26 protein-coding genes are annotated in these 26,606 nt (G+C 73.4%); 16 read left to right on the forward strand and 10 right to left on the reverse strand.

Annotated elements, in window-relative coordinates:
• Positions 1-62: 62 nt before the first annotated feature.
• Together RM446_RS18025 and RM446_RS18030 are read right to left on the reverse strand one after the other, a co-directional pair.
• Positions 63-1,229: an ArsA family ATPase gene (locus tag RM446_RS18025; protein WP_311546509.1), complete on the reverse strand. Its 1,167-nt coding sequence runs from the start codon at positions 1,227-1,229 to the stop codon at positions 63-65.
• Positions 1,226-2,245: an ArsA-related P-loop ATPase gene (locus RM446_RS18030; RefSeq protein WP_311546510.1), complete on the reverse strand. Its 1,020-nt coding sequence runs from the start codon at positions 2,243-2,245 to the stop codon at positions 1,226-1,228. The genes RM446_RS18025 and RM446_RS18030 overlap by 4 nt, the downstream gene beginning before the upstream one ends.
• A gap of 123 nt (positions 2,246-2,368) precedes the next feature.
• On the opposite strand from RM446_RS18030, the gene RM446_RS18035 reads away from it, so the two are divergent.
• The 4 genes from RM446_RS18035 (at position 2,369) to RM446_RS18050 (ending at position 4,731) form a co-directional block, all read left to right on the forward strand.
• Positions 2,369-2,542: a DUF4177 domain-containing protein gene (locus RM446_RS18035; protein WP_131096593.1), complete on the forward strand. Its 174-nt coding sequence runs from the start codon at positions 2,369-2,371 to the stop codon at positions 2,540-2,542.
• Positions 2,542-3,003, forward strand: coding sequence for a RidA family protein (locus RM446_RS18040; RefSeq protein WP_311546511.1), 462 nt, complete (start codon positions 2,542-2,544; stop codon positions 3,001-3,003). The genes RM446_RS18035 and RM446_RS18040 overlap by 1 nt, the downstream gene beginning before the upstream one ends.
• A gap of 56 nt (positions 3,004-3,059) precedes the next feature.
• A complete protein-coding gene (locus tag RM446_RS18045; protein ID WP_311546512.1) occupies positions 3,060-3,863 on the forward strand; it encodes an NUDIX hydrolase in 804 nt (267 codons plus the stop codon).
• Between the two features lie 61 nt (positions 3,864-3,924).
• On the forward strand, positions 3,925-4,731 hold the full coding sequence (locus tag RM446_RS18050; protein ID WP_311546513.1) for an MBL fold metallo-hydrolase: 807 nt from the start codon (positions 3,925-3,927) through the stop codon (positions 4,729-4,731).
• A gap of 197 nt (positions 4,732-4,928) precedes the next feature.
• Here the strand turns inward: RM446_RS18050 and RM446_RS18055 are convergent, their stop codons facing one another.
• Positions 4,929-5,615: a Crp/Fnr family transcriptional regulator gene (locus RM446_RS18055; RefSeq protein WP_311546514.1), complete on the reverse strand. Its 687-nt coding sequence runs from the start codon at positions 5,613-5,615 to the stop codon at positions 4,929-4,931.
• Between the two features lie 370 nt (positions 5,616-5,985).
• On the opposite strand from RM446_RS18055, the gene nth reads away from it, so the two are divergent.
• The 3 genes from nth (at position 5,986) to RM446_RS18070 (ending at position 8,679) form a co-directional block, all read left to right on the forward strand.
• Complete coding sequence (gene nth / locus RM446_RS18060) at positions 5,986-6,660, forward strand: endonuclease III (RefSeq protein WP_311546515.1); 675 nt, start codon at positions 5,986-5,988, stop codon at positions 6,658-6,660.
• Between the two features lie 177 nt (positions 6,661-6,837).
• Complete coding sequence (locus RM446_RS18065) at positions 6,838-7,470, forward strand: NUDIX hydrolase (protein ID WP_311546533.1); 633 nt, start codon at positions 6,838-6,840, stop codon at positions 7,468-7,470.
• A gap of 18 nt (positions 7,471-7,488) precedes the next feature.
• Positions 7,489-8,679, forward strand: coding sequence for a MarP family serine protease (locus RM446_RS18070; protein ID WP_311546534.1), 1,191 nt, complete (start codon positions 7,489-7,491; stop codon positions 8,677-8,679).
• A 387-nt stretch (positions 8,680-9,066) separates the two neighbouring features.
• Here the strand turns inward: RM446_RS18070 and RM446_RS18075 are convergent, their stop codons facing one another.
• Both RM446_RS18075 and RM446_RS18080 read right to left on the reverse strand, forming a co-directional pair.
• Positions 9,067-9,615 (reverse strand): ATP-binding protein, encoded by a 549-nt coding sequence (locus RM446_RS18075; RefSeq protein ID WP_311546516.1) that lies wholly within the window; start codon positions 9,613-9,615, stop codon positions 9,067-9,069.
• Positions 9,616-9,634: 19 nt separating this feature from the next.
• Complete coding sequence (locus RM446_RS18080; RefSeq protein ID WP_311546517.1) at positions 9,635-9,982, reverse strand: STAS domain-containing protein; 348 nt, start codon at positions 9,980-9,982, stop codon at positions 9,635-9,637.
• A 300-nt stretch (positions 9,983-10,282) separates the two neighbouring features.
• Between RM446_RS18080 and RM446_RS18085 the strand changes: the two genes are divergently transcribed.
• The 4 genes from RM446_RS18085 to RM446_RS18100 all read left to right on the forward strand — a co-directional run bounded on the left by RM446_RS18085 (position 10,283) and on the right by RM446_RS18100 (position 14,343).
• Positions 10,283-12,643 carry a DEAD/DEAH box helicase gene (locus tag RM446_RS18085; RefSeq protein WP_311546518.1) on the forward strand — a complete coding sequence of 787 codons (2,361 nt, stop codon included), beginning with the start codon at positions 10,283-10,285 and terminating at the stop codon, positions 12,641-12,643.
• Between the two features lie 446 nt (positions 12,644-13,089).
• Positions 13,090-13,317 carry a DUF4244 domain-containing protein gene (locus tag RM446_RS18090; protein WP_398695418.1) on the forward strand — a complete coding sequence of 76 codons (228 nt, stop codon included), beginning with the start codon at positions 13,090-13,092 and terminating at the stop codon, positions 13,315-13,317.
• On the forward strand, positions 13,295-13,855 hold the full coding sequence (locus RM446_RS18095) for a TadE family type IV pilus minor pilin (RefSeq protein WP_311546519.1): 561 nt from the start codon (positions 13,295-13,297) through the stop codon (positions 13,853-13,855). The genes RM446_RS18090 and RM446_RS18095 overlap by 23 nt, the downstream gene beginning before the upstream one ends.
• Before the next feature lie 77 nt (positions 13,856-13,932).
• Positions 13,933-14,343 carry an Rv3654c family TadE-like protein gene (locus RM446_RS18100; protein WP_311546520.1) on the forward strand — a complete coding sequence of 137 codons (411 nt, stop codon included), beginning with the start codon at positions 13,933-13,935 and terminating at the stop codon, positions 14,341-14,343.
• 174 nt (positions 14,344-14,517) lie between these two features.
• Here RM446_RS18100 and RM446_RS18105 read toward each other — a convergent pair whose 3' ends face one another.
• From RM446_RS18105 to ssd, 4 genes are all read right to left on the reverse strand, one after another.
• Entirely contained in the window at positions 14,518-15,273 is a 756-nt protein-coding gene (locus RM446_RS18105) for a type II secretion system F family protein (protein ID WP_311546521.1), read from the reverse strand.
• 7 nt (positions 15,274-15,280) lie between these two features.
• Positions 15,281-16,138, reverse strand: a complete 858-nt coding sequence (locus RM446_RS18110; RefSeq protein ID WP_311546522.1) for a type II secretion system F family protein — start codon at positions 16,136-16,138, stop codon at positions 15,281-15,283.
• Between the two features lie 357 nt (positions 16,139-16,495).
• Positions 16,496-17,746, reverse strand: a complete 1,251-nt coding sequence (locus RM446_RS18115) for a TadA family conjugal transfer-associated ATPase (protein ID WP_311546536.1) — start codon at positions 17,744-17,746, stop codon at positions 16,496-16,498.
• Between the two features lie 219 nt (positions 17,747-17,965).
• Positions 17,966-19,240 (reverse strand): septum site-determining protein Ssd, encoded by a 1,275-nt coding sequence (gene ssd, locus RM446_RS18120; RefSeq protein ID WP_311546523.1) that lies wholly within the window; start codon positions 19,238-19,240, stop codon positions 17,966-17,968.
• 213 nt (positions 19,241-19,453) lie between these two features.
• Between ssd and RM446_RS18125 the strand changes: the two genes are divergently transcribed.
• A complete protein-coding gene (locus RM446_RS18125) occupies positions 19,454-20,173 on the forward strand; it encodes a sensor domain-containing protein (protein WP_311546524.1) in 720 nt (239 codons plus the stop codon).
• A gap of 862 nt (positions 20,174-21,035) precedes the next feature.
• Here RM446_RS18125 and RM446_RS18130 read toward each other — a convergent pair.
• Positions 21,036-21,836 (reverse strand): Fic family protein, encoded by an 801-nt coding sequence (locus tag RM446_RS18130; protein ID WP_311546525.1) that lies wholly within the window; start codon positions 21,834-21,836, stop codon positions 21,036-21,038.
• A 192-nt stretch (positions 21,837-22,028) separates the two neighbouring features.
• Between RM446_RS18130 and acs the strand changes: the two genes are divergently transcribed.
• From acs to RM446_RS18150, 4 genes are all read left to right on the forward strand, one after another.
• Positions 22,029-24,008, forward strand: a complete 1,980-nt coding sequence (acs, locus tag RM446_RS18135) for an acetate--CoA ligase (protein ID WP_311546526.1) — start codon at positions 22,029-22,031, stop codon at positions 24,006-24,008.
• 279 nt (positions 24,009-24,287) lie between these two features.
• The gene (locus RM446_RS18140) at positions 24,288-24,725 is read left to right on the forward strand and encodes a phage holin family protein (protein ID WP_311546527.1); all 438 of its coding nucleotides are present in this window, start codon (positions 24,288-24,290) and stop codon (positions 24,723-24,725) included.
• 21 nt (positions 24,726-24,746) lie between these two features.
• On the forward strand, positions 24,747-25,658 hold the full coding sequence (locus RM446_RS18145) for an alpha/beta fold hydrolase (RefSeq protein ID WP_311546528.1): 912 nt from the start codon (positions 24,747-24,749) through the stop codon (positions 25,656-25,658).
• A 145-nt stretch (positions 25,659-25,803) separates the two neighbouring features.
• Entirely contained in the window at positions 25,804-26,472 is a 669-nt protein-coding gene (locus RM446_RS18150; RefSeq protein ID WP_311546529.1) for a DUF309 domain-containing protein, read from the forward strand.
• The last annotated feature ends 134 nt before the right edge of the window (positions 26,473-26,606 follow it).

Genomic DNA, 26,606 nt, shown 5'->3' on the forward strand with positions numbered 1-26,606 from the left:
TCGTCCCGCTGCCCGCTGCGGTGGGGTCCCTAACGGGCGGATCGGCGCCGGTGGCCGAGATCTCAGCCGCGCCCCAGCGCGCGGCCGATCCCGGCCAGCCCGGCGAGGTCGTGCACATCCTCGGGACGGGCCGGCACCTCCGCCGAAGGAACGCCCGGGTGGGCGGCCGCCAGCCGCCCCATCAGCCACTGCTCGCGGTGCTGCACCCGCGCGCGCTCGGCGTGCAGGCGCAGCGCCGCCGCGGCCAGATCGTGCTCGCCGGCGATTTCAAGCTCCGCAGCGGCAGTCGCGGCGGTCTGCTCGGGCAGGCCGCGGACCGCGGTGCGGTGCACCCGGTTGAGAACGATTCCGGCCAGGGGCATGCGGTCCTCGCGCAGCCGCTCGATGAAGAACTCCGCCTCCCGCAGCGCGTCGTCCTCGGGCGCCGCGACGACCACGAACCCGGTTCCGCGCGCCTGCAGCAGCCGGTAAGTGCGGTCCGCGCGCTCCTGGAACCCGCCGAAGACAGCGTCGAACGCCGAGACGAAGCTCTGCACGTCCTTGAGGACCTGGGCGCCCACGATCTTGGCGATCACGCCCGTCACCATGCCCACCCCGGCGCCCAGCACCTTGAACGCGCCGGTCGCCGGCGGAGCCCCCAGGATGCGGATGAGCCTGCTGTCGAGGAAGCGGCCCAGCCGCTCGGGTGCGTCCAGGAAGTCCAGCGCCGACCGGCTCGGCGGGGTGTCGACGACGATCAGGTCCCAGTCGCCCGACTGGCGCAGCTGCCCCAGCTTCTCCATCGCCATGTACTCCTGCGTGCCGGAGAAGCTGGAGGACAGCGACTGGTAGAAGGGATTGGCCAGGATCTGGCGCGCGCGCTCGGGGTCGGCGTGGGCCTCGACGATCTCGTCGAACGTGCGCTTCATGTCGAGCATCATCGCGTGCAGCGACCCGGGACCCTCCGCGCCGAGCGTTGCGGACAGCTCGACCGGGCGCGGCGAGTTATCCAGTTCTCGCAGCCCCATCGACTGCGCGAGCCGCCGGGCGGGGTCGACGGTGATGACCACCGCGTGGCGACCCAACTCGGCCGCGCGCACGCCCAGCGCCGCGGCGGTCGTGGTCTTGCCGACACCGCCGGAGCCGCAGCACACCACGATCCGGGTGTCGCCGTCCGACAGCAGAGCGTCGACGTCGAAGTCCGGCGCGGCCGTGCCGCGCGCCCGGCCGCCGGGCTCCTGTTCGCTCATACTCCCTGCTCCCGGAGGCGCTCGGCCAGGTCGTCCAGCTCCTCGGGACCCACTCCGCGGCTCAGCAGCGGGAGCTCCAGACGGGGCCGGTCGAGGCCGTCCAGGCGCGCGCGGATCCCGGACTCGCCGGCCACCCGCTGTGCATGCTCGGCCACTTCCTGGGCGAGGGTGCGCGCGGTCTCCTCGGCGTCCTCCAGCCCCGCCGCCTTGACGCCGCGCACCAGCGCCCCGGTGTCGAAGGAGCCTCCGGCGACCTCCCGCAGCACCGGCTCCGCGAAGAACGGCGGCCGCACCATGTTGATGATCAGCGAGCCCACGTTCAGCCCGGCCGCGCGGATCTCGCCGATGCCGTCGAGGGTCTCCTGCGCCGGCATCTCCTCCAGCACGGTCACGAAGTGCACGGCCGTGCGGGTCGAACGGAGGGTGGCCATGACCTTGTCGGCGTGGTTGCGGATCGGCCCCACCCGGGCCAGGCCCGCGACCTCGGCGTTGACGTTGAGGAACTGGGCGATCCTGCCGGTGGGCGGCGCGTCCACGACCACCGCGTCGTAGACGTGGCTCCTGCCGCCGGCGTCGCGGCCGCCGCGCCGCCGGTCGCCTTCGCGGCGCCGGACCGCCTCGGTGGCCTTGCCCGTCAGCAGCACGTCGCGCATGCCCGGGGCGATCGTGGTGGCGAAGTCGACCGCGCCGAAGCGGGTCAGCACCTGCCCGGCCCGCCGCATGCCGTAGAACATCTCCAGGTACTCCAGCAGGGCCGATTCGGCGTCGACCGCCAGCGCGCACACCCGGCCGCCCTCAGGCGCAGCGGCGATCGCACGCTCCTCGTAAGGCAGGGGGCGGGTGCCGAAGAGCCGCGCGATCCCTTGGCGCCCCTCGACCTCGACCAGCAGTACCGTGCGTCCGCCGGCGGCCAGGGCCAGCGCGAGAGAGGCGGCCACGGTGGTCTTGCCGGTGCCTCCCTTGCCGGTGACGACATGGAGCCGGACGGCGTCCCCGTCGCGATCGCGTGCACTCACTCCTCGGATTCTATGTTCCCGGTGGGCGCGGGTCGCGTGCGCGCCCGGCGGCGTGTGCGCGGAGCGCCGCGGGACCGTCGGGCGGCGGCCTGATCGGCGGGTCCGGAAAGTAAGGTGGCGGCTATGACGAAGTGGGAGTACGCGACAGTGCCGCTGTTGTCGCACGCGACGAAGCAGATCCTGGACAACTGGGGGGAGGACGGCTGGGACCTGGTCTCAGTCATCCCCGGCCCGTCGGTCGACGGGGATCCCCGCAACCAGCAGATGGTGGCCTACATGAAGCGGGAGAAGGAGTGATGGCCACCCCCGAAGAGCGTCTGACCGGGCTGGGGCTCACCCTGCCCGACGTGGTGCCGCCCGTGGCCGCCTACCAGCCGGCGGTGCGCACCGGCGACCACGTCTACGTGTCCGGACAGGTGCCGCTGGTAGGCGGCAAGCCGGCCGGCACCGGGAAGGTCGGCGCCGAGGTGTCCCCGGAGCGGGCCAAGGAGCTGGCGGCGGTGTGCGCGCTGAACGCGATCGCCGCCGTCAAGGCCGAGGTCGGCGAGCTGTCGCGGGTGCGCCGGATCGTCAAGGTGGTCGGGTTCGTGGCCAGCGACCCGTCCTTCACCGGGCAGCCGCAGGTCGTCAACGGCGCCAGCGAACTGCTCGGAGAGGTCTTCGGCGAGGCCGGCACGCACGCCCGCAGCGCGGTCGGCGTTGCGGTGCTGCCGCTGGACGTGCCCGTCGAGGTGGAGATGATCGTCGAGGCCGGCTGAGGACCGCGCCGGACGCGGTGGCGCTCGTTCGCCACGACGACGGGAGGACGACGGCCATGACACGGGAGCACGACCGCTGCGGGGAGGCGGGCGCCGAAGCGCGTCCGTCCGCCACGGTGATGCTGCTGCGCGAGAGCGCCGCCGGCGGACCGGAGGTCTACCTGCTGCGGCGTGCGGCCACCATGCGGTTCGCTCCCGGCATGCACGTGTTCCCCGGTGGCGGGGTGGACGAGCGCGACACCGAGCCCGGCATCCGGTGGGCGGGTCCGCCGCCGGCCGAGTGGGCCGGGCGGCTGGGAGTAGCTGAGCCGATGGCGCGCGCCCTGGTCTGCGCCGCCGTGCGCGAGACCTTCGAGGAGTCGGGCGTGCTGCTGGCCGGCCCGCCCGCGGGCGGCGTGGTCGCCGACACGCGCGGCGCGGACTGGGAGGCCGACCGCACCGCGCTGGTCGGGCGCACGCTGTCGTTCACCGGATTCCTGGCGGACCGCGGCCTGATGCTGCGCAGCGACCTGCTGCGCGCCTGGTCGCGCTGGATCACCCCGCGGCGGGAGGCGCGGCGCTTCGACACCCGGTTCTTCGCCGCCGCCCTGCCCGCGGGCCAGCACACCCGCGACGTGGGCGGCGAGGCCGACCGCGTCGCGTGGATGCGCCCTGCTGACGCCGTGGCCGCCTGGCAGCGCGGTGAACTGGAGATGCTGCCGCCGACCGTGACCACCTGCGCCGAGCTGGCCGAGTACGGGTCGCCGGCGGCCGCACTCGCGGCCCGGCGCGAGATCGTCCCCATCGAGCCCGCCATGCGCGAGATCGGCGGCGAGCTGCGTTTCGTCGTGCCCGATGGCGTGCCCTACCCCCGGCGCTGAGCCCTCTACTGCGAACCCCCCACCCCTGCCGGCGCCGCCCGGCGAGAGAGACTGAGGTGCGATGAGGATCGACGGTTCCGGAACACTGCGCGCCAACTGCGTCCTATGCCCGAATCCCGGCCCGATGACGCTCGAAGGCACCAACACCTGGGTCCTGCGCGAGCCGGGCGCGCGGGGCGTCATCGTGATCGATCCCGGCCCCCACGACGAGCGCCACCTGGAACGGGTGGCCCGCACGGTGCAGGAGCAGGGCGCCCAGGTCGCCGCGACGCTGCTGACCCACCACCACCCCGACCACAGCGAGGGCGCGCGCTACTTCGCCGAGCTGACGGGCGCGCCGGTGCACGCGGTCGAACCGGGAATGCGGATCGGCGGCGACGACCTCCCCGACGGCGAGGTGGTCGAGGTCGACGGGCTGGAGCTGCGCGTAGTGGCCGCGCCCGGCCACACCTCCGACTCGGTCTGCTTCCACCTGCCCGCCGACGACGTGGTGCTCACCGGCGACACGGTGCTGGGCAGCGGGACCACGATGCTCGCCGACGACGGCCTCGCCGCCTATATGGACTCCCTGTACCGGCTGCGGAACCTGGCGGTCTCCACCGGCGTGCGGGCGCTGCTGCCCGGCCACGGGCCCATCTGCACCGAGCCGCTGGACCGGCTCACCGAGTACATCGACCACCGCGAGGCCCGGTTGTCCCAGGTCGCTGCGGCCGTCGCCGCGGGCGACAGCACGGCCGACGAGATCGTCGCGCGGGTCTACGCGGGCATCGAGGAGGCGGTGGTCCCGGCCGCGCGCTCCTCGGTGCGGGCGCAGCTGCGGTACCTGGCCAAGCGCGGCGACATCCCCGGCGAGCTCGGCGAGGCCTGAGGGGGCTCCGGCGGGAGCGACGGCGGCGGCGCGCCGCCGCCCCCGGAACCGGTCGCCGCGCAGCCGACGGGCCCGGCACATGGCCGGGCCCGGTGGTCGTTGCGGCGGCGCCGCGGGCGTCCGCGCTGCCGGCCGCCTCCTCGGTCTGCGGGGGGTCCGAGCGCGGTGTCAGCGCGCGCGCCGGTGCGAGCGCGGTGTCAGCGCGCGCGCCGACGCATCCGCTCGACGTCGAGCAGCACGACGGCCTTGGCCTCTATGCGCAGCCACCCGCGCAGCGCGAATTCCGCCAGTGCCTTGTTGACGGTCTCGCGGGAGGCGCCGACGAGCTGGGCGAGCTCCTCCTGGGTCAGGTCGTGGTGCACGTGCAGGCCGTCCTCGCCCTCCTTGCCGAAGCGGTCGGCGAGGTCGAGCAGCTGCCCGGCGACACGCCCCGGCACGTCGGTGAAGACGAGGTCGCTCATGACGTCGTTGGTCCGGCGCAGCCGGCTGGCGAGCGCCTTGAGCAGCTGCAGGCTGACCTGGGGCTGCTGGGCGATGAACGGGCGCAGGTCGTCGTGGCCCAGACCCGCCAGCACGGCGTCGGTGACGGCGATGGCGCTGGCGGTGCGCGGGCGGGGGTCGAACAGGGACAGCTCGCCGAACATCTCGCTCGGGCCCAGGACACTCAACAGGTTCTCGCGGCCGTCGACAGCGGCGCGGGTCAGCTTGACCTTGCCGCTGAGGATCACGTAGAGGCGGTCGCCCTCGTCGCCCTCGGAGAAGAGCGTCTGGCCGCGGCCCAACCGGACCTCGCTCACCGAGGCGCGAAGCGCGGCGGCACCCTCCTCGTCGAGTGCCTCGAAAAGAGGGGCCTTGCGCAGCACCTCGTTGGTCTCGTCCACCACTTCCTCCTTGCAAGCCTGACCGTCAACAGTGTGACGTATATCGCACCCCGGTGGGAAACCACTTCGTTGCCTCGGCTTGTCGCCCGGGTGACAAGCCGACCGCCACGGCCGACGTCAGCGCATCCGATCCTAGTTGCAATCCCGTTCCCGAAGGGTCCGGCCCGCCGAACTCCGACATTGCCGACATGGCACGCCGCTCTCGGGGGCGCGGCCCCCGCCGCGGCCGCCCGGGCGCGGACGCCGCCGCGGGATACGTAGTCTTTGGGGCGTGCTCGGAGATCCTGCCACCCCTGCTCAGACCACCCCGTCCGACGCCGCACCTGACGACGGCGCGGCGCGGACACCCACGGGTGAGTCGCGTCTCGCACTCGTGAGACGCGCCCGACGGGTCAACCGGGAATTGGCCCGGTTGTATCCCGATGCGCACTGTGAGCTTGATTTCACCTCTCCGCTGGAGCTGCTGGTAGCGACCATCCTGTCGGCGCAGTGCACCGACAAGCGCGTCAACCAGGTGACCCCGAAGCTCTTCGCCCGCTACCCTTCGGCGGCCGACTACGCCTCCGCCGACCGCGAGGAGCTGGAGGGGCTGATCCGCTCCACCGGCTTCTACCGCTCCAAGACCAACAGCATCCTTGGCCTGGGCCGGAAGCTATGCGACGAGTACGGCGGCGATGTCCCCGGCGACCTGGACGACCTGGTGCGGCTGCCCGGCGTCGGGCGCAAGACCGCCAACGTGGTGCTGGGCAACGCCTTCGGCGTACCGGGGCTCACCGTCGACACACATTTCGGCCGCCTGGTGCGCCGCTTCCGCTGGACGGAGGAGACCGATCCCGTCAAGGTCGAGCACGCGATCGGCGGCCTGTTCCCGCCCAAAGACTGGACCCTGCTTTCGCATCGCCTGATCTGGCACGGCCGCCGCGTCTGCCACTCGCGGCGCCCCGCTTGCGGTGCCTGTGAACTCGCCCGCTGGTGCCCCTCGTTCGGCGAGGGACCCACCGATGAGGACACCGCGGCGGCGCTGGTGCGGAATGGCCCGTTCTCCTAGGCGGTTCGCATCAGGCGGAGGCAACGGCCGGGAGGAGACGCGCACAGCATGACCGCACGGGAATACGGCGAGCGGCGCCAGGACGGCCACGACGCGGAGGCCGGCGAGGCGCGCGGTGGCGCGCCCGAGGTCAGCACCCCCGACTGGCTCGCCTCCCTCGCCCGCGCGGGCGGGCGCATGGCCGTGCCCGCGACGATGCGCCCGCCCGAGTCCGGTGGGCGCAGGTCCGCCGTGCTCATCCTGTTCGGCGAGGGCGAGCACGGCCCCGACGTGCTCCTGATCCAGCGCAACAACGGGCTGCGGCGCCACTCCGGCCAGCCCGCCTTCCCCGGCGGCTCCTTCGAGCCCGATGACGAAGGGCCCGAGGACTGCGCAGTCCGCGAAGCCGTGGAGGAGACGGGAGTCGACCCGGTCGGTATCGAACTGCTGGGAAGGCTGCCCGAACTGTTCATCCGTCACAGCGGCTTTCGCGTGGTGCCCGTGCTGGCGTGGTGGCGCGAACCCTCCGACGTGCACCCCGCGGACTCCGGTGAGGTCGCCGGGGTGGTGCGGGTGCCCGTCGACGAGCTCGCAGATCCGGCCAACCGGGTGCGTGTGCGCCACCCCAACGGAACCACCGGGCCCGCGTTCCGCGTCCGCGGCATGCTGGTCTGGGGATTCACCGCCGCGATTCTGAACCGGCTGCTCGTTCTGGGAGGCTGGGAGCGGCCCTGGCTGGACGGCGCGGAGGCGGAACCCGTCCCCCTGCCCGGCGGACCCGACGAGGACGGTCGCGCGGCATCGCCGCCGGCCGGCCGCCGCAAGAGCTGAGAAGAGCGCGAGGTGATGATGGACGGCATCGTCCTCGACGCCGCCCTGGTGGTCCTGGTGCTCCTCTTCGCGGCGTCGGGATACCGGCAGGGGTTCATCGTCGGGGTCATGAGCTTCGCCGGTTTCATCGGCGGAGGGGTGCTGGCCGCCCTTGGCGCGCCGGCGCTCATCCAGCAGGTGGTGGCCGACGCCGGGCGCCAGGCTCTGCTCGCGGTCGCCGTGGTGTTCCTGTGCGCGGCCATGGGCCAGTTCGCCGCCTCCTATCTGGGCGCCGTGGTGCGCAACCGCGTCACCTGGGAGTCCGCGCGGGTCCTCGACGCGATGGGCGGTGCCCTGGTCAGCGCGCTGTCGGTGCTGCTGGTGGCCTGGCTGGTCGGCAGCGCCGTCGCCAACTCCGCGATCCCCGTACTCAACACTCAGGTTCAGCAGTCGCGGGTGCTGCACGCGGTCGACCGGGCCATGCCCGAGGTGACCCAGACGTGGTTCTCCAAATTCCGCCGGATCGTCGACCAGAGCGCGTTCCCCCAGGTGTTCAGCGGCCTGGGGACCGGCGAGCCGGCCGAGGTGCAGCCGCCCGACCCCGACGTCCTCGACACCCCGGGGCTGCGCGACGCCAGCCAGAGCGTGGTCAAGGTGCTGGGCACCGCGCCCAGCTGCCAGCGGCGCGTCGAGGGGACCGGGTTCGTCTACTCGGACGGGCACATCATGACCAACGCGCACGTGGTCGCCGGCGTCACCCAGGATCTGCGGGTGGTCACCCGTTCCGGCCAGCAGTTGACCGCCACGGTGGTGCTCTACGATCCGCAGCAGGACATCGCCGTCCTCGACGTGGACGGCCTCGACCTGGAGCCGCTGGACTTCGACCAGGAGGCGGCCAAGGGCGACGACGCCGTGGTCGCGGGCTTCCCGCGCAACAACGGCTTTACCGCGGTGCCCGCGCGCATCCGCGCCGAGCAGACCGCGCAGGGGCCCGACTTCTACCACTCCCAGCAGGTGAGCCGGGAGATCTACCAGATCCGCGCCGAAGTCCGCCCGGGCAACTCCGGCGGCCCGCTGATCTCCCCCGACGGCGACGTGTACGGGGTCGTCTTCGCCGCGGCGACCAACGAGGACGAGACGGGCTACGTACTCACAGCCCACGAGGTCGCGGCCAACGCCCAGCAGGGCGCCTCCGCGTCCGGGGAGGTCTCGACCCAGGAGTGCGACTGACGACCGCGGGCGGAAGCGCCGGCGGGCCGAGGATCGGCCTCGACGGCTTCCCGCCCAACGCGGCTCGCAGCCCGATCGAGCGGGCGTTCGGGGGCCGGTCGAGCACGGGGTGAACGTTTACGCGGTCAGGATCGACCACGGCGCGGCTGGTCCGCGCTCGACGGCCGTGGGCACGCGGCGCCGACCTGCGGGCGTCGTATGGCCGCTGAGGGCCGGGGAGGGCCGACGCGCGGCCGGGCCACGGTGCCGCCGGGCGACGACCGCCGACCGACACGGGCCACGGGTCGGCGCGGTCGCGGGGGCCACGCGCGGGCGCGTGTCCCGCGGGTCGCGCCGCCGCCCCGCGGAGGCCGGGCCGACGCGGGGCGGGAACGGCGCTGAAGCGCCTCAGCCGACGAGTTCGGAGTCGGCGTCGGGGTCGGATTTGCCCAGGGGCCAGCTCATCCGGACGACGGTGCCGTCCTCGTGCGGTTCGATGCTGACCTCGTCGGCGAGTCCGAGGATCACGGCGAGGCCGACATCGGGTGAGAGCCCCGAAACCCCGTCGGACGGGGCGCCGTCAGCGATGTCGAGCTCGGCGGCGGGGTCTTCGAATGCCGTCGCCGGCTCCTTGGCCGGAGCGCAGTCGAACACCACGACCTCGAAGCGCTGTGCCGCCTTGCCGTTGTGGGACGCGCGTTCGGCGGGTTTGCCGGAAGACGCATCGGCTTCCCGGGTGGTGTCGGCCCTGTCGATCAGATCGAGCTGGATCGGACGCCCGGGGCAGTGGACGCGGTGCGCCTCGACGGCACGGGAGCACGCCTCGCCGACCGCCAGCCGAATCTCGTCGAGGGCGGACTCGGCGATGCCTGCCCGCCTGGCCACGGCCGTGGCCATGAGCCGGGCCGTGCGCACATGGGCGGGCAGCGCGCTGATCGTGAGCTGGACGAGTGCCATGGGATCGCTCGTAACGCAGCTACTTGGACTGGCGCTTGTCGATGGCTTCCTGGACGGAGTCGTAGATGCCGAAGACCTTGGTCAGTCCGGTGATCCGGAAGATCTTCAGGATGCGCTCCTGTGTGCACACCAGGTCGAGTGTGCCGTCGTGCGCCCGCACCCGCTTCAGGCCGCCAACGAGCACGCCGAGACCCGTCGAGTCGAGGAACTCCACCTTCTCCATGTTCACCACGAGGTGGAAGTTGCCCTTGTTGACGAGATCGATCAGCAGCTCACGCAGCCGGGGCGCGGTATAGACGTCGATCTCACCCTCGACGACGACGATCTCCGTGTCGTCCTGCGTGTGGTGATCAAGCTTCAAGTCCACTAGTCCTCCAGCGCCGAACCGCGAAAAGCCGCGAGTGATCTCTGCCGGGCGTTACCCCACAGTGCGGCATTCAACCACGCTTGCCCTTCGCATCTGCCTGTTATGCACAAGAAACCGCGACAGCGCGGAACCCTTCCCGCGGATGCCACACTGAAACGGGGGTCGATCAGTGCCATCACACGTGCTGCCTGCCGAGGAGGGGTCGGGTTGACCGGATCCGCTCCCCGCGCACGCGGGGACGCTTCCCCAGGGGAGCCCGCGCATCACCGGTTGTGGCGTGACCATACCCGGAATTCGCAGGTGACACATGTGGAGCTGCTGCCGCATGGCCGCGGGGTAAGCGAACACTGGCCAGACTGGACACCGTCCTCTGTACGTGAGCGGCTCGCTGATCAGGGGATCACGGCTCCGTGGTCCCACCAGGCGGCCGCCGCGGATCTCGCGCGCTCCGGTAGCAATGTGATCATAGCCACCGGCACCGCGTCGGGGAAATCGCTCTCCTTCCTGCTGCCCTGCGCCGAAGCCGCCGAGCAGGGCGGAACGGTGCTCTACATCTCCCCGGCCAAGGCGCTGGCCGCCGACCAGCGGCGCGCGGTGGCCGGTCTCGGCCTCTCTTACCTGCGCCCGGCCGCCTACGACGGCGACACCCCGCGCGAGGAGCGCGCCTGGATCCGCGCGAACGCCAACTACGTGCTGACCAACCCCGACATGCTGCACCACGCGGTCCTGGGCAACCACGCCGCATGGTCGCCGTTCCTGCGGCGGCTGCGCTACGTCGTGATCGACGAGGCACACCGCTACCGGGGCGTGTTCGGCTCGCACGTCGCCCAGATCGTGCGGCGGCTGCGGCGGATCTGCGCCCGCTACCGCAGCGAGCCCGTCTTCATTCTCGCCTCGGCCACCACGGGCACCCCCGAGGAGAGCGCCTCCCGGCTGATCGGCCTGCCGGTGCGCGCCGTCACCGAGGACGCCTCCCCGCGCCCGGAGCTGCGCTTCGCGCTGATCGAGCCGGAGCTGACCGACGAGAAGGGCGAGAACGGCGCACCCGTGCGTCGCACGGCGCCGGCCGAGGCCGCCCACGTCCTGGCCGATCTCGCCGAGGAGGGCGTGCGCACGCTCGCCTTCGTCCGGTCCCGCCAGGCGTCGGAGGTGGTGGCGCTGACCGCGCAGCGCATCCTGCGCGAGCGCGAGTCCCGCTCCGCGGCGCGCCTGCGTGGGCGGAGCGCCGACGGGGGCGGGGCGGCACCGGCGGACGTGGAGAAGCCGGCGGACGTGGAGGGCACGGTTCGCACTGGCACGGGCGGGGCGGGCGGGCCGCCCGGCGGCAGGCTGTCGGAGCGCGTCGCCGCCTACCGCGCCGGGTACCTCGCCGACGACCGGCGGAGCCTGGAAGACGCGCTGCGCAGCGGCGAGCTGCTCGGGCTGGCGACGACCAACGCGCTCGAGCTCGGCGTCGACATCACCGGCCTGGACGCCGTGGTCATCACCGGATGGCCGGGCACCCTGGCGTCGCTGTGGCAGCAGGCCGGGCGCGCGGGCCGTACCGGAGGCGACGCGCTGGCGGTTTTCATCGCCCGCGACGACCCGCTGGACACCTATCTGGTGCACCATCCCGAAGCCGTCTTCGGGCGGCCGGTCGAAGCCGCGGTGCTCGATCCCGACAACCCCTACGTCCTGGGCCCGCACCTGTGCGCGGCCGCGTCGGAGATCCCGCTGACCCGCGACGACCTCGACCTGTTCGGCTCCGAAGCCGCCGGCGTGCTCGACGGCCTGGTCGAGCAGGGCCTGCTGCGCCGCCGTCCGCGCGGCTGGTTCTGGACCCGGCGCGACCGCGCCTCCGCACTGGCCGACCTGCGCGGGTCGGGCGGACCCCCGGTGCAGATCGTCGACTCCTCCAGCGGCCAGCTGCTGGGCACCGTCGACGAGGCCGCCGCGCACGGCACCGTCCACGACGGCGCGGTCTACCTGCACCAAGGGCTGACCTACGTGGTCGACGCGCTCGACCTGGAGGAGTCGGTGGCTCTCGTGCACAGCGAGGCCCCCGACCACAGCACCTGGGCGCGCGACACCACCGAGGTCGAGGTGCTGCGCACGCTGCGCGGCCGGGACTGGGGACCGGAGTCGGCCGTGCGGTTCGGCGAGGTCGAGGTCACCCGCCAAGTGGTCTCCTACCTCAAGCGCGACGTCCGCACCGGTGCGGTCCTCGGCGAGCAGCCCTTGGACCTGCCCGAGCGGCGGCTGAACTCGCGTGCGGTGTGGTGGACCCTCGCGCCCGAGGCGACCGACCGGCTGCGCAAGGCCGACGTGGACGTGCGCGGAGCCGCTCACGCCGCCGAGCACGCCGCGATCGGCCTGCTTCCGCTGTTCGCCACCTGCGACCGCTGGGACATCGGCGGTGTCTCGACCGCGCTGCACGCCGACACCGGCTGCCTGACGGTCTTCGTCTACGACGGTCACGAGGGCGGCGCCGGGTTCGCCGAACGCGGCTACGCGGCGGCCCGCGAATGGCTGACCGCGACCCGCCAGGCCATCGCCGGCTGCGAGTGCGCCGAAGGCTGCCCTTCGTGTATCCAGTCGCCCAAGTGCGGCAACGGAAACGACCCCCTCAGCAAGTCGGGCGCTCTGCGCCTGATCGACGCCGTCCTCGACGGCGGGGCGTAGCGGCGCGCGGCGCGGTTCGGCGTAGCGGGGCGCCGCGAGAAGCGCAGGGCCATGCCCCGCCGCGGCCCCCGAAGCCGGTGGCCAGGGGCGGTGGTCTCCGGCGTGGCAGGCGGTGAGGTTCGTCGAGCGCGGCGGGTCTGGCGGCCCGGCGGGATAGGAGGGTCCAGCAGAGGCGGCGTCCGGCGCGGATTCCGGCGGTGTGCATCGTCCACAGCCTGGGAATCCGGCTTTCGGCCGCCGGCCTGCCGGGCGATGGTGGATACAGACCGTGTGATCGAACCGACTCACGGTGTGTCCACCGCTTGGAGGCAGCCGTGTCCGTTGTCCCCTTTCTCCTTCCAACACCGCGTGTGTCGCATCGACGGCCATCGACCGCATTCGGCCGGGTGCGGTGCGTACAGCGTGCGCGGCGTGTGCGGGGCGGCCGGCGCCGGACCGCGGAGTTCGTGAGCCTTGCCGCTGCAGCGGCGGCGATCCGCGGCAGCGGCGCCGTCCTCGGCGCCCGGCCACGCGCCGCGATGCGCGGCGACCGCGGCATGTCGACTGCCGAGTACGCGCTCGGGACCGTGACGGCCTGCGCATTCGCGGCTGTCCTGTTCGCGATCCTCACAAGCGACGAAGTCCGCGCCGCCGTCACCCGGATCGTCACCGATGCGCTGCAGATCGACGGATGAGCGGGGCGGCGTCACCGCCGAGACCGCGGCCGCGCTGCCCAGCCTCGTGCTCATGCTCGGTGTAGCACTGGCGGCGGTCCAGGCGGGGGCGGTCCACGTGGCCTGCGTCGACTCCGCACGCACCGGCGCGCGCGCATTGGCTCGCGGCGAGACCGGACACGCCGTCCGCGCAGCGGTCGACCGCATCGCCCCCGACTCGGCGCGGGTCGAGCTCGCGACCGGCGGCGGCATGGCGCGGGTGACCGTCACGGCTCCGGTTCCGATCGGTCCGCTGGCAGACCTGCCGATAGAGGTCGAGGGCGTCGCCGCCACGCCGCTGGAGTCCCTGGAGCCCTCGAAAGAGCTGGAGTCCCTGGGAGGTCTGGAGGGCCCGATGGTGCCGGGGCACGGCGAGGCAGCGGTGGAAGGGCGGGGGAGCGGCCAGGAAGCACTGGACGGGCAGGGTGCAGGCGAACCCGAGGAGTCCGAGGCCGCCGAGTCCGGCGGAGCGGCAGCGGCGCCCGGCCCCTGCCCGGCGGAATGTCGAGCGGGTCCGTGATATCAGGGCCCGGGGCCGCCTTCCGGGGGCGGCCGGTCGCCCCCCGTCGAGCGGCGGGAGAGACGGCGCGGCCACACGTGCCCTGTGGCGGAGTCCCTGCCCTTGCGCACGCGGCCCGGCGCGGCGCAGACGCCGGGTCGGCGACCGTCTGGGTGCTCGCCCTGTGCGGCGTGGTGCTGTTCGCCGCCTCGGCGGTCGTGCTTGTGGCAGGGGTACGGGTCGATCGCCACCGGGCGGCGACGGCGGCCGACCTTGCCGCGCTCGCGGGAGCGGAGCGGTTGTCCGAAGGGGAGCGCTCGTCTTGCGCCGCTGCGCGCGCGACCGCCGAGGCCAACGGTGCCGAACTGACGCGATGCCGACTCGCAGCAGATCTTTCGCTGCACGTGAGCACGCGTGTTCCCGCCCGGATGCGGCTCGGGTCCGTCACCGCCCACGCCCGAGCCGGCCCGCACCGCTCGCCTTGGGGACTGCACGGCCCGGACGCCTGAGCCGAGCACGTCGAGGCCGCCCTTCCCCGGACCCGCTGACAGGCGCGATCAGCTCGGGCTTCCGCCGGGTGTCCTCGCGACGAGGCGGCGGGGGCGGAGGTCTCGGCCCCTGCTGCTCGGCCTCATCCGCTCGGTGCGGGCCTCGCCTGCCCGAACCGTCGGACGGAGTCCTGTTCACGGCAGGGTCAGACCCGAGATCAGGCTCGCGGCCAGTGGCACCACGCCGATGAGGACGAAGGCGGGCAGGAAGCACAGGCCGAGCGGAGCCGCGCTGAGAACACCGAGGCGTTGGGTGCGTGCGAGGGCGCGGACGCGGGCTGTGTCGCGGATCTCGGCGGCATGGCGTTCGAGGATGGCGGCCACCGGTGCACCGCTCTCGCTCGCGCGCGCCAGCGCACGCCCGATCGCGGCGAACTCCTCGGTATCGGCCGCCGCGGCCCAGGCGGCCCGTGGCTCGGCACCGAGCCGCAGTTGCTCGGCGACCTCACCGAGCGAGCGCCCCAGCGGCCCGCGCAGGGACATCGCGACGGCGCCGAGCGCGTCCTCCAGGGCGCCGCCGGCGCGCAGCCCGGAAACCAGGAGGTCGACGGCAACGGGAAGCCCGGCCAGCACGCGGGCGCGGTCGGCCCGCGAGACGGTGTGCCGGTCCCCTTGTGCGAGCCGCCAGCGCAGGGCGGCCGCGATCGGCACGCCGACCAGAATCGCCGCCAGTGGGCCCGCCGCCAACAGCAGGGTCGCCGCAGGTGCGCAGGGCACGCCCCAATGGAGCAGCAGGCGCAGCGGTACGCCGTGGGCGTGCGCGGGGCGCGGGGGATCGGGCGGGCGCAGTCGCCTCAACCGCCGCAGAGCCCGGCTGCGTGCGGACCCGCCGCGAAGCAGGAGCACCGCGGCCGTGCCCAGCGCTATCACCGAGACTTCGACGAGCCCCATCGCGAACTCACGCCATCCCTGTTTCGGTGAGCACTCGGCGCGCCATTCTGTGCGTCCAGAACAGGCCGGCCGCATCCAGCAGGAGACCGACTGCCAGGCACGCGAGGCCGACGGGCGTGCTGAACAGGAAGGCCAGCGGCGATCCGCCCAACGCAGTCGCCATCCCGAGGCCCAGCACGGGTAGGGCGCTGAGCATCACGGCGGTGGCGCGCGGCCCGGCGAGTTGGGCGCCGACCTCGCGCCGCAGCGCCTCGTCCGCGGTCAGCGACACCGACAGCCGGTCCACGACGTCCGCAAGCCCGGCGCCGGTGTTCGTCGCCACACGCCAGCAAGCGGCGAGCTGACCGAGTCCTTCTGCGCCGCGGGCCTCGGCGAGGGCGAGTAGCACGGGCACCGGGTCCTGCCCGCTGCGCGCGGCCGCGGTCAGCGGGGCGAGCTCGCGCTCGGTCTCGGCGTCGAGCTCGCTGACCGCAGCGGTCACGGCCGCACCCGGATCGCGTCCCGCGCGCAGCTCGGCGGCCAGGACTCGGCACAGTTCGACGGCGGCTCGCCGCCGCCTGCTCTGCACGCGCCCCGCGGCGAGCCGGAGCCGCGCGCGAAGGCGCTGCGCGATCGGGAGCGCGCGCGTACCGCCCCACCTCCTGCCGCCGCGCCGCTCCTCACGGGACCTCAGGGCACGCAACCGGACCACCGCGGTGGCGGGTGTGAGGTGGACCGCGACCAGTCCCGCGGCGCCGAACAAGAGAAGCCGGCCCGCCCGCTCGGCCAGCCACTGCGAAACGGCCGGTACGGGCTCGGGGAGGAGGGCGGGGAGGAGGCTCAGGTGCGTCGGTGCGGACAAGGCGACGGATGTGCATGTCGACATGTGGACTCCGAACGTGGGTTGATTGTGGGCCAGGTTGGCTAGTTCGGCGATGGAATCCCGGAGCGGCCGACGGTTCCCCGCCTTTGTGGGTGGATTCGGCTCCGCATCGGTGGCCGGCGGGAAAGCGTGGAGCGGCGCCGGGCGTCGGCGTGCGGACAGGTTCTGCGCCCTGTGGCCGGTGCGGCCGGTCGACTCTCCGGTGCCGGCGGCAAAGGGTGCGGTCCAGTCGGCTGGGGCGGGCTTGCGCGTGTTGCTCTGCCGGGGGCGAGGGGGCGGGCGGTGCGGATCGGAGTGCGGCCTCGGGAGCGCGATGAACCGCGGTGCGGCACGGGCGGCGCCGTGGAACGGTCGGCCGTGCTACGGGGAGCTGCCCGGGGAGCCGGCGAAGGACTCCCCGACGTCGGCTCCCGCGGCCGGTGGGTCGCGCCAGGCGGAGCCGATGTGGGTCAGGAGGTCGGGCAGTGCCGTGTGTTCGGTGAGCGTGCCGTCCGGGGAGAAGGAGACCGCCGGGGAGGCCTGCACGGTTCCGGCGGGTTCGCGGCGCAGCACGCGCACTTCGGCGACGCGGCGCGTGCCTTCCGGGCGGCGCGCCAGATAGACGACCAGCGCGTGCGTGGCGGCCAGTTGGCTGTGGACGGCCTCCCTGCCGAGCCCAGCGGCGCAGGCGAGCGCCTCGATCCGAGCGGGGACGTCGGCCGCCGCGTTGGCATGCAGGGTGCCGCAGCCTCCTTCGTGGCCGGTGTTCAAAGCGTTCAGCAGGATTACGGCCTCCGGGCCGCGAACCTCCCCCACGACGAGGCGGTCGGGGCGCATGCGCAGGGCTTGGCGTACCAGGTCGTGCAGGCCCACTTCGCCGGTGCCCTCGATGTTGGGCGGGCGGGCCTGCAACCGCACCACGTGGGGGTGGTCGGGACGGAGTTCGGCGGAGTCCTCGACCAGCAGTACCCGCTCTTTCGGGTTCGCGAGGGACAGTAGCGCCGAGAGGAGAGTGGTCTTGCCCGTACCGGTGCCTCCCGAGATGAGGAACGCCGAGCGTGAGGTGACCAGGCAGCGCAGCAGCCGCGCACCCGCCGCGGGGACCGTGCCGCATGAGACCAGCTCCGCGAGCGTGAACACGGAGCGGCGCGGCAGCCGCAGCGAGAGGCAGACCCCATCGGGGGATACCGGCGGAAGTACCGCATGCAGGCGACCGCCGCTGGGCATCCGGGCGTCGACCCATGGGGCGGCGGCGTCGAGGCGGCGTCCGGCCTGGGCCGCGAGGCGCTGTGCAAGGCGACGCAGGGAGGCGTCGTCGGGGAATCGGATGCCGGGAGCGGGCCGCAGCCCCGACCCGTCGTCGATCCACACCTCCGCAGGGCCGTTGACCAGGATGTCGGTGATGCGGGGGTCGCTGAGCAGGGGGTCGAGCGGGCCCGCACCTGCGATGTCGGCCCGCAGCAGCCGCACGAGTGCCAGCACTTCGGCATCCCCGAGGACGGAGCCCTCGGCACGCACGGCCGCCGCCACGCGAGCGGGGGCCGGGTCGCCTCCGTCGCGCGCCAGCCGTGTGCGCACAGCCGCGAGCAGGTCGGGATCGGCGCCGGAAGGGGACGGCTCGGCCGTCCGCATGTTCGCGGCGTACCCGTTCTCCACGTGGGCGATCCTTTCGTCCAGGCGACGAGGTCGCGTGCGACGGGGCGGGCCGCAGGGCCGGCGACCGCGGGCCCCTCCGGGGTCCGGATCGGGCGGCCGCCTGATCCGCGCATTTCCTCGCTTCCGCGATCTCCGGCGCGGCCCCCAATTCGGATAGCGACGATGAATGATCAAAACGTCTGATCCATATGTTTCCTATGCAAATGCACGTCCATTCGGGCAATCACCGGTTCTGCGGTCGGATCGCCCCGAGCGTCGGGCACTGTGGGTGGACCGCCGCCGTTCGGCCGGGACGCGGCCCCGCCGGACCGCCCAGCGCGCCGCCAGGCCGACGGGCTGCGGCGGAGGCCGCGAGCGATGTGCGGGCGCCGGCGGGCGCGGGGACCCTGCCTGATCGACCGGTCGCGGGGGCAGGAGGCCTGCGAGCAGCCGGTCGGCGCACTCGGCCAGCGGCGAGGAGCGGGTGTCGGCGGGCACCGTGCCGTTGCGGAGCCTGCGCGTTAGGCCGCGCTCGAGCCGGAGGCGGCCCGCGACGGGAAGGCCGAGGGTGCGGGCGACATCGGGAGCGGTCACCGCCGATGAGCCCTTGCGTACGACCAGCCGCACGTCGCCAGCGGTCCGCCGTAGGCGCGGCACCGCCCGGGCGGCCGCGAACACCGCGGGCACCTCGGCCGGCGTCACCAGGAGCACGACGGAAGCGCGGCGCAACGCCTCATCGGCCGCCGGATCGGGGGCCCGCGGCAGGTCCGCGACCACGAGGTCCGCACCGCGGACGGCGCAGTCGAGGACGGCGCGCATCGCCGTGGGCGGAACGGGGGCGGCGGGCCCCTGCCCCCAGGTGACGAGTGCGGCGCCGCATACATCCGGCAACCGGGAGCGCAGCGCCGACCAGTTCAGCCGCCCCTGGCGGGCGACGAGGTCGCCCCAGCGGTCGCCGGGCGCCTCCTCCCGTCCTAGGAGGGCGTCGAGGCCGCCCCCCAACGGGTCGGCGTCGACGAGTGCGCTTTGCAGCCCCGCGCGGCGCGCCGACAGGGCCAGCGCGATCGCGAGCAGGCTGGCTCCCGCGCCGCCTCGGCCGCCGACGACCGCGACCACGGGCGCGCGCCCGGCGCGGGCGTGGGCGGAGTCGGTGAGCAGGCCCGCCAGCCGCGATTCGTCGGCGGGCAGGGACAGGACCGCCCCGGCGCCGACGCGCAGCGCGGCCTCCCACGCCTCGGCGCCGTGCACGGAGTCGCCCAATCCGGCGACGAGTACGTGCCGCCGCGGTTCGGGGGCCAGCCGCGCAAGGGCAGGCAGGAGGTCGGCGCCGACGACGACCAGCGGGGCGCGGTCCCATTCGGGCACAGCCTGGGCGGCGTGGTGGGCGACGGTGGCCTCGACCCCGGCCGCGGCCGCCAGGCGGAGGAGGTCGTCCAGCAGGCGGGGGTCCTCGGTGACGAGGAGGGGGCGGGCAGGGGCGGACGGGTCCATGGGGCCTCCCGGTTCGGACTGCGCTCATCCCACGCTCGCCGGACGGGAGGTCCCGGCGAAAGTCCGATCCCCAGCCTGTGGACGGGAGGGCCGAGCGCCCCGCGCCGGAGAGCGGCGCAAGGGCGAGCGGCCCGGCGGGGGTACGCGCACCACCCTTGTTCGGCGTCCGCGCGCCAGTGCCCCGGAGGCCGCCGGCCCGCGATCATTGCCGGTATGCGAACGATTCTGCGCCGCCTCGCCGCCGACACCCGCTACACGCTCCTCTGCCTGCCCCTGTCCGTCGTCGGCTTCGTCCTGGTGGTTGCGGGTTTGGCGCTGGGCGCCGGTCTGCTGCCGGTCGTGCTGGGCCTGCCCGTCGCCGCTGTGACGCTGCGCGCCGCCCGCGGAATCGCGAGCGTCGACCGGGCCTGGCTCACCAACGTGCTGGTCTCCCCGCCGGCGCCGCCGGGGTACCGGTCCGCGCCCGCCGGGGCCGGAGCGTGGCGCCGGCTGACTGACCCGCTGCGGTGCGCCCAGAGCTGGTTCGACGCGCTGGGGGCCGTTCTGCGGCTGCCGGTGGCCGTGGCCGGCTTCGCCGTTGCGGTCACCTGGTGGTCGCTGACGCTGGGCGGTCTGCTCTACCCGGTCTACGGACCTGTGACCGCGCGCATCCCGGGCAACACAACCCTCGCTGAGCTGATGGGCCTGGGCGCGGGCTACGGGCCGGCCCTCGGGATCTGCCTCGGCATCGGTGCCGCCGCTGCACTGACGCTTCCCGCGGCGGTGCGCTGCGCCGCCCTGCTGGTGGCGGGCGTGGGCCAGGGCCCCGTGGCCGTCGGCGCGCTCCCCGCTTCCTACGGAACCGGCGGGGTCGACGGCCGCCGAGGGCCGGGAGCAGGCAGTGACGGCGCCGGCGCCCCTCCTCGGCGGATGTCGACCACCGCCCTCGGCTGAGGAGGGCGCGGTGCGCCCCGGGCCGGGCCGCTCGATGACGCCGCGGCCCGGCCCGGACATGACGACGGCCCCCGCCGGGGGGATAGCGGGGGCCGTCTGACGGGTCCGGCTCTGGGGGGGAGAGCCGGGACCGTTCCCGGATAAGTCTCGGTCGCCGGGTGGTGCGCCCGGCGTGGTCCGGCCCAGGGCCGCACCATCGCCATATCGTCACATAGGCGGGGAAATTGCACCAGAGTCGAACACGGACCATTCCACGGGGTGCGCGCTGAGGGGAGTAGCCAGGGGGTGCGGCACCTCGACAATAGGTATAGCACGGGACGCTACCACGGCGAATTGGCGCTCTGCCGATCTTTGACCTTCCAGGCCTTTTCAGCGGCGGGCAGTCGGCGTACAAAGGAAGGACAAGGTGGATTGGTGATCCACCGAACACGGGAGCCGGGTACCCACGCGTTGCCAAGCCGCAGGAGGCTCGTCCAGGTCAGGGAGAAATCCCTGGTCGGACTATGATCGAGCACGCATGATAGCCCGGCCCTCCGTGCTCACGGCGGTGCCCTGGCTCCGGCTCCCGGGCCGGGCGGGGTGCCGCTCGTTTTTTTCGCGCGGACCCCAAAGAAGGTCCCGAATCGGGCAAATCGTCTCTCTGATTGCCGAGTGAAAGTCGTGGACGACACGCCTCGTCCGAGAGGCCACGGCGCTGTTCAGACCTGAAGGCGGGCCGCGCGGAGCCTCTGCGGGGTCCGCGGGGGCCGACGGGCGGGCCCGCACGGCGAGGCGCGGCAGGCAAGCGTAATCGGATCGAGATATGCGGAGTCCCGCGCCACCGGCGATCCGGGTGACCCGGTTGCGCCCGCGGTGCGGCGGATCAGCCTCGCTGCAGGGCCTCGCACGTGGCGAGCGAGTCGCGAGCGCCGGCGGCCACGGCACGGCAGCAGAACGCGACCCACGCGCCGACGCCCTCTGGGGTTCCGGCCAGATAGCCGCGCAGCGCGGGCCCGTACTCCTCGCGCAGCTCCAGGTAGCCCAGCTCGGTGGGCACGAGCGACTTGGGGTCGAGCCCGCGCGCGATCAGCGTCAGCCGCTCCGCGGCGCGCGCGACCACGCCGTCACCCCAGCCGAAGGGGCGCAGGACCGCCAGTTCGCCGTGCACCACCGCGCCCACGACCGGGGCCGGAACCGCCGCCCGCGAAGCCAGCACGGTGTCCAGGGCGTCGAGCCGCGCCGCGACCTCGCCGGGCCGGGGCGCCGGGCCGAGTCCGAGCGGGTCCCCCGCCGGTTCGCCGGCGGCGCGCGGGCGGCCCAGTGCGTCCTCGTCGGCCCCGTCCGCCGCCGCGAGCGCGTGCAGCCGGGCGAGCACCTGGCGCGGCGCCTTGGTCCAGGTCTCGGCGAGCAGCCCGAGTTCGCCGGAGACGCGCAGGGCACCCTTGATGCGCGGGTCGTCGCTGCTTCCGGCGCGGACCTGCTCCAGGTCGGCGCCGGCGCCGTCGAGCACCGCCGAGGCGCGGGCGCCGCGCAGCGCCGACTCCATGGACACGTCGCTGCTGCGCCTGCGCAGGATGCGGTGGCCCAGGAGGCGGTCGACCACGGCGCGGGCCTCGCCCACTGCGGCGTCGACACCCGGGAGGTCGGCCACCGGCTGCAGGGGCTCATCGGGAACTGAACTCACGCCCTCAAGCCTACTCACCGGTAGGGCGTGGGAATGTCCGTCCATCGGCCCGGAAAGACCGCCCGTCCCCAGGGGAGACCGTCCGTCCACAGTCCCCGGACCGGCCCCTTGTATGTTGCCACCACCACTTGATGAAGTGGGTTCTACCACACGATATGTTCTGTGGACCGGATTAAGTAAGGAGACTTTACAGTGGCTGAGACTCCCCAGGGGCAGGGTCAGGAAACACTGTCCAACCTTCTTCAGGAGTCACGGAGCTTCCCGCCCCCCGCGGATCTCGCCGCAGACGCGAACGTGCAGGCCGACGCCTACGACGCCGCCTCCGCCGACCGGCTGCGGTTCTGGGAGGACCAGGCCCGCAGGCTGCAGTGGGAGCAGCCGTGGAGCAACGTTCTGGATTGGAATCCCCCGTTCGCCGAATGGTTCACGGGCGGCAAGCTCAACGCCGCGGTGAACTGTGTGGACCGACACGTCGACGCGGGGCGGGGTGAGCGCGTCGCCTTCCATTGGGAGGGCGAGCCGGGCGACACGCGGACCATCACCTACGCCGACCTCAAGGACATGGTCTGCCAGGCGGCCAACGCGCTGACCGAGCTCGGGGTCGGCAAGGGCGACCGCGTCGCCATCTACATGCCGATGATCCCGGAGACCGTGGTCGCGATGCTGGCCTGCGCCCGCGTCGGAGCCGTCCACATGGTCGTCTTCGGCGGGTTCTCCGTCGACGCCCTGGGCACGCGACTGGACGACAGCGAGGCCAAGCTCGTCGTGACCGCCGACGGCGGCTACCGCCGGGGTAAGCCCAGCTCGCTCAAGCCGGCCGTCGACGACGCCGTGCGCGACCGCCCCGCTGTAGAGAACGTGCTCGTCGTCCGCCGCACCGGCCAGGACGTCGAATGGAACGAGGGCCGCGACGTCTGGTGGCACGACATCGTCGACCGCCAGTCCGCCGAGCACGCGGCCGAGGCGCACGACTCCGAGCACCCGCTGTACATCATGTACACCAGCGGCACCACGGCCAAGCCCAAGGGCATCCTGCACACCACCGGCGGCTACCTCACGCAGGTCTCCTACACCCATTGGGCGGTCTTCGACCTCAAGCCCGAGACCGACGTCTTCTGGACCGCCGCCGACATCGGCTGGGTCACCGGGCACTCCTACATCGTCTACGGCCCCCTCTCCAACGGGGCGACCTCGGTCATGTACGAGGGCACGCCCGACACCCCGCACAAGGGCCGGTTCTGGGAGATCGTGCAGAAGTACGGCGTCACGATCGCCTACATGGCGCCCACCGCCATCCGCACCTTCATGAAGTGGGGCGAGGAGTACCCCGCGCAGTTCGACCTCTCCAGCCTGCGGGTGCTCGGCTCGGTCGGCGAGCCCATCAACCCCGAGGCCTACATGTGGTACCGGACCCACATCGGCGGCGGCCGCACGCCGATCGTCGACACCTGGTGGCAGACCGAGACGGGCGCGATCATGGTGACCCCGATGCCCGGCATCACCCACGGCAAGCCCGGTGCCGCCATGCAGCCCATCCCGGGCGTGGTCGCCGACGTCGTCGACGAGTCGGGCGAGTCCGTGCCCAGGGGGCAGGGCGGCTTCATCGTCATCCGCGAGCCCTGGCCCTCGATGCTCCGCGGCATCTGGGGCGACCCCGAGCGCTACAAGAAGACCTACTGGTCGCGCTTCGAAGGGCTGTACTTCCCGGGGGACGGTGCCAAGCGCGACGAGGACGGCGACCTGTGGCTGCTGGGCCGCGTCGACGACGTCATGCTCGTCTCGGGGCACAACATCTCCACGACCGAGGTCGAGTCTGCGCTGGTCGCCCACCCCAACGTCGCCGAGGCGGCCGTCACCGGCGCCAGCGACCCGGTCACCGGCCAGGCGATCGTGGCCTTCGTCATCCTTCGCAGCGAGGCCGGCGACGGCGGTTCGGGCCTGGTCAAGGAGCTGCGCGAGCACGTCGCCGCGCACTTGGGCCCCATCGCCAAACCGCGCCAGATCCTGGTGGTGCCCGAGCTGCCCAAGACCCGTTCCGGAAAGATCATGCGCCGCCTGCTCAAGGACGTGGCCGAGAACCGCGAGCTCGGCGACGTCTCCACGCTCACCGACGCGCAGTCGATCCAGACGCTTCAGGAGGCGTTCCAGGAGAGCGGCAAGAGCGACGAGTGACCGATGTCTGCCCGCCGCCCCGGCGGGCGGTGTCCCGGGCACGGTGTCGGCGGCCGCTCAGCGGCCGCCGATCTCGGGGACGGGCGGGTCCACCGTCCGCGAGCGGCGGACCCGCCCGTCCCCGGCCGCCGCACGTGTGCGGGGCGCCCGGCCCCAGCGCTTCCCGCCCGCGGACGCGTTCACGCGCCCGCGGCGGATGGGGGCGGCGTGTGGGAACGCCTGCGACACCGGATGTGCGAGGATGCTGAGGACGTCCGCCGAGTGAAGGGAGCAGTCTCCATGCCCGAGACGCGGTCGGGTCTCCAGGAGCCTGAAGAGTTCGACGCCGCCGAACACTCCCTCGGCGAGCTCGTATCCGAGGCGCGCGGGAGCATGACCCGGCTCGTGCGCCTGGAGGTCCAGCTCGCGAAGCTGGAGCTGGCCCGCGACGTCCAGAAGATCGGCATGGGCGCCGGTCTCGCCGTGGTCGCCGCCGTGCTGGCGCACATGTTCCTCATCCTGGTCGCGATCACCGCCGGACTCGGCATCATGGCGGCGGGGTTGGCGCCTTGGCTCTCCTTCCTGATCGTCACCGTCGTCTTCCTGCTGATATCGGGGCTCCTCCTCTTCCTCGCGCTGCGCCAGTTCCGCAAGCGCCAGGGCTTCCCGCTCACCGGCGCGGCCGTCGCGAGCACGCTTTCGGCGCTCCGCCGCGACAACCGCACCTCCAACGGCTGACCGCAGCGGCACCGGTGTGCGGTGACTGACGAGTCCGCCGTCCTGATCGACGGTCCGTGGGCCCACCGGAGCGTGAGTGCGGCCGGTACCAGGTTCCACATCGCCGAGGCCGGCGACGGGCCCCTGGTGCTTCTCCTGCACGGCTTCCCGCAGTTCTGGTGGGCCTGGCACGGCCAGCTGACCGCACTGGCCGACGCCGGCTACCGCGCCGTCGCCGTAGACCTGCGCGGCCACGGGGCCAGCGACAAGCCGCCGCGCGGCTACGACCTGATCACCCTGGCCTCCGACGCGGCCGGGTTGATCCGCGCGCTCGGCGAGGCCGACGCGGTCGTCGTCGGGCACTCCACCGGCGGCATGCTCGGCTGGACGATGGCCGTCTACTTCCCCAAGACGGTGCGCCGCCTGGCGGTGCTGTCGATGCCGCACCCGCGGCGGATGCTGGCGGGAATGCTCACCCGCGGGCAGGGATGGGCGGGTCGGCACGTTTTCGGCTTCCAGGCGCCGGTCGTGCCCGAGCGCCGCCTCACGGCCGACGGCGCCCAGCAGGTCGCCGACATGCTCCACGCCTGGTCGCGACCGGGCTGGCCCGACCAGGAGACCGAGCGCCACTGCCGCGACGCCTTTCTCATCCCCGGGGTGGCGCACAGCTCCCTGGAGTACCACCGCTGGCTGTTCCGCTCCCAGGTGCGCCCGGACGGCCGCCGCTACATGCGCCGGATGCGGCGCCCGGTCACCGTGCCGACCCTGCACATGCACGGTGCACTCGATCCCGTGGTGCTGCCCGAGACGGCCCGCGGTTCCAGCCGCTACGTCGAGGCGCCCTACCGCTGGCGCACGATCGAGGGGGCCGGGCACTTCCCGCACCAGGAGCGGCCCGAGCTCGTCGATCCCGCGCTGATCGGGTGGCTGGGCGACCCGGAACCCGACAGCTGACCCGCACCGCACACCCGCCGGTCCGTTCGTCCGGGCAGGCGGCCTCCCCACCCGGGGCCCGCTTCGGCCGCATGTCCGGGTGCACAATGGGCACAGGCACAGATCGGGCACAGCGCCGTCGGCACGGAGATCAGGAGCGGCGAGGATGAGCGACTCCGCAGGCACCAAGCGCGACCGCAACCCGGAGGGCAGGGCGCAGAACCAGCGTCCGCGCGACCGCTTCGGGCGCCCGCTGCCGCACGGCGCCGACGGTGTGCCGCGTATCCCCGACGATGCCGAGTTCACCCCGGATGAAGGCCTGACGAAGGCGCAGCGCCTGCTGGACGAGGGCTACGCCTTCCACGCGCACGAGGTGCTGGAGGCCGTCTGGAAGGCCGCCGGCGAGCCCGACCGGGAGTTGTGGCGGGGGCTCGCCCAGATCGCGGTCGGCCTGACCCACGCCCAGCGCGGCAACGACGTCGGCGCGGCCCGGCTGCTGCGGCGCGGCGCCGAGCGCGTGCTCCCCTACGGCCCCGAGGCTCCCGACGGGGTCGACGCGGTCGGTTCCGCCGCCTTCGCGCGGTCCGTCGCCGACCGGTTGGACGCTCTCGACCACATGGAGGGCCAGGACCGCGTCGACACGCCGGAGAACCCCAGCGAACCGGGCTCCGGCGCCGGGTCGGTGGGCCCGGCCGGCCCGGCCGGACCCGGCGGGCGGGAGACCGCGCAGAGCAGCGACGACCCGACGAGCCCTGTGGGCCCCGACATCGCCGGCGCGGCCGTGGACATCGACACCAGTGCCCTGCGGCTGCGCCGCGACGACACTGCCCGCTAGCACAGCACCGTTGATCTATTCCCAAAACAGCGGAGCTAGCACCTCTGACCTGGGCAAACGCACTCCATTGCGAGACGCCCACGAAATCCCGTTATCGTTCCGTGACATTCTCTGAAGTGGGTCTGGAGCGGGCC

It is taken from the genome of Streptomonospora wellingtoniae (genome assembly GCF_031845375.1).
Taxonomy (GTDB): Bacteria; Actinomycetota; Actinomycetes; order Streptosporangiales; family Streptosporangiaceae; genus Streptomonospora; species Streptomonospora wellingtoniae.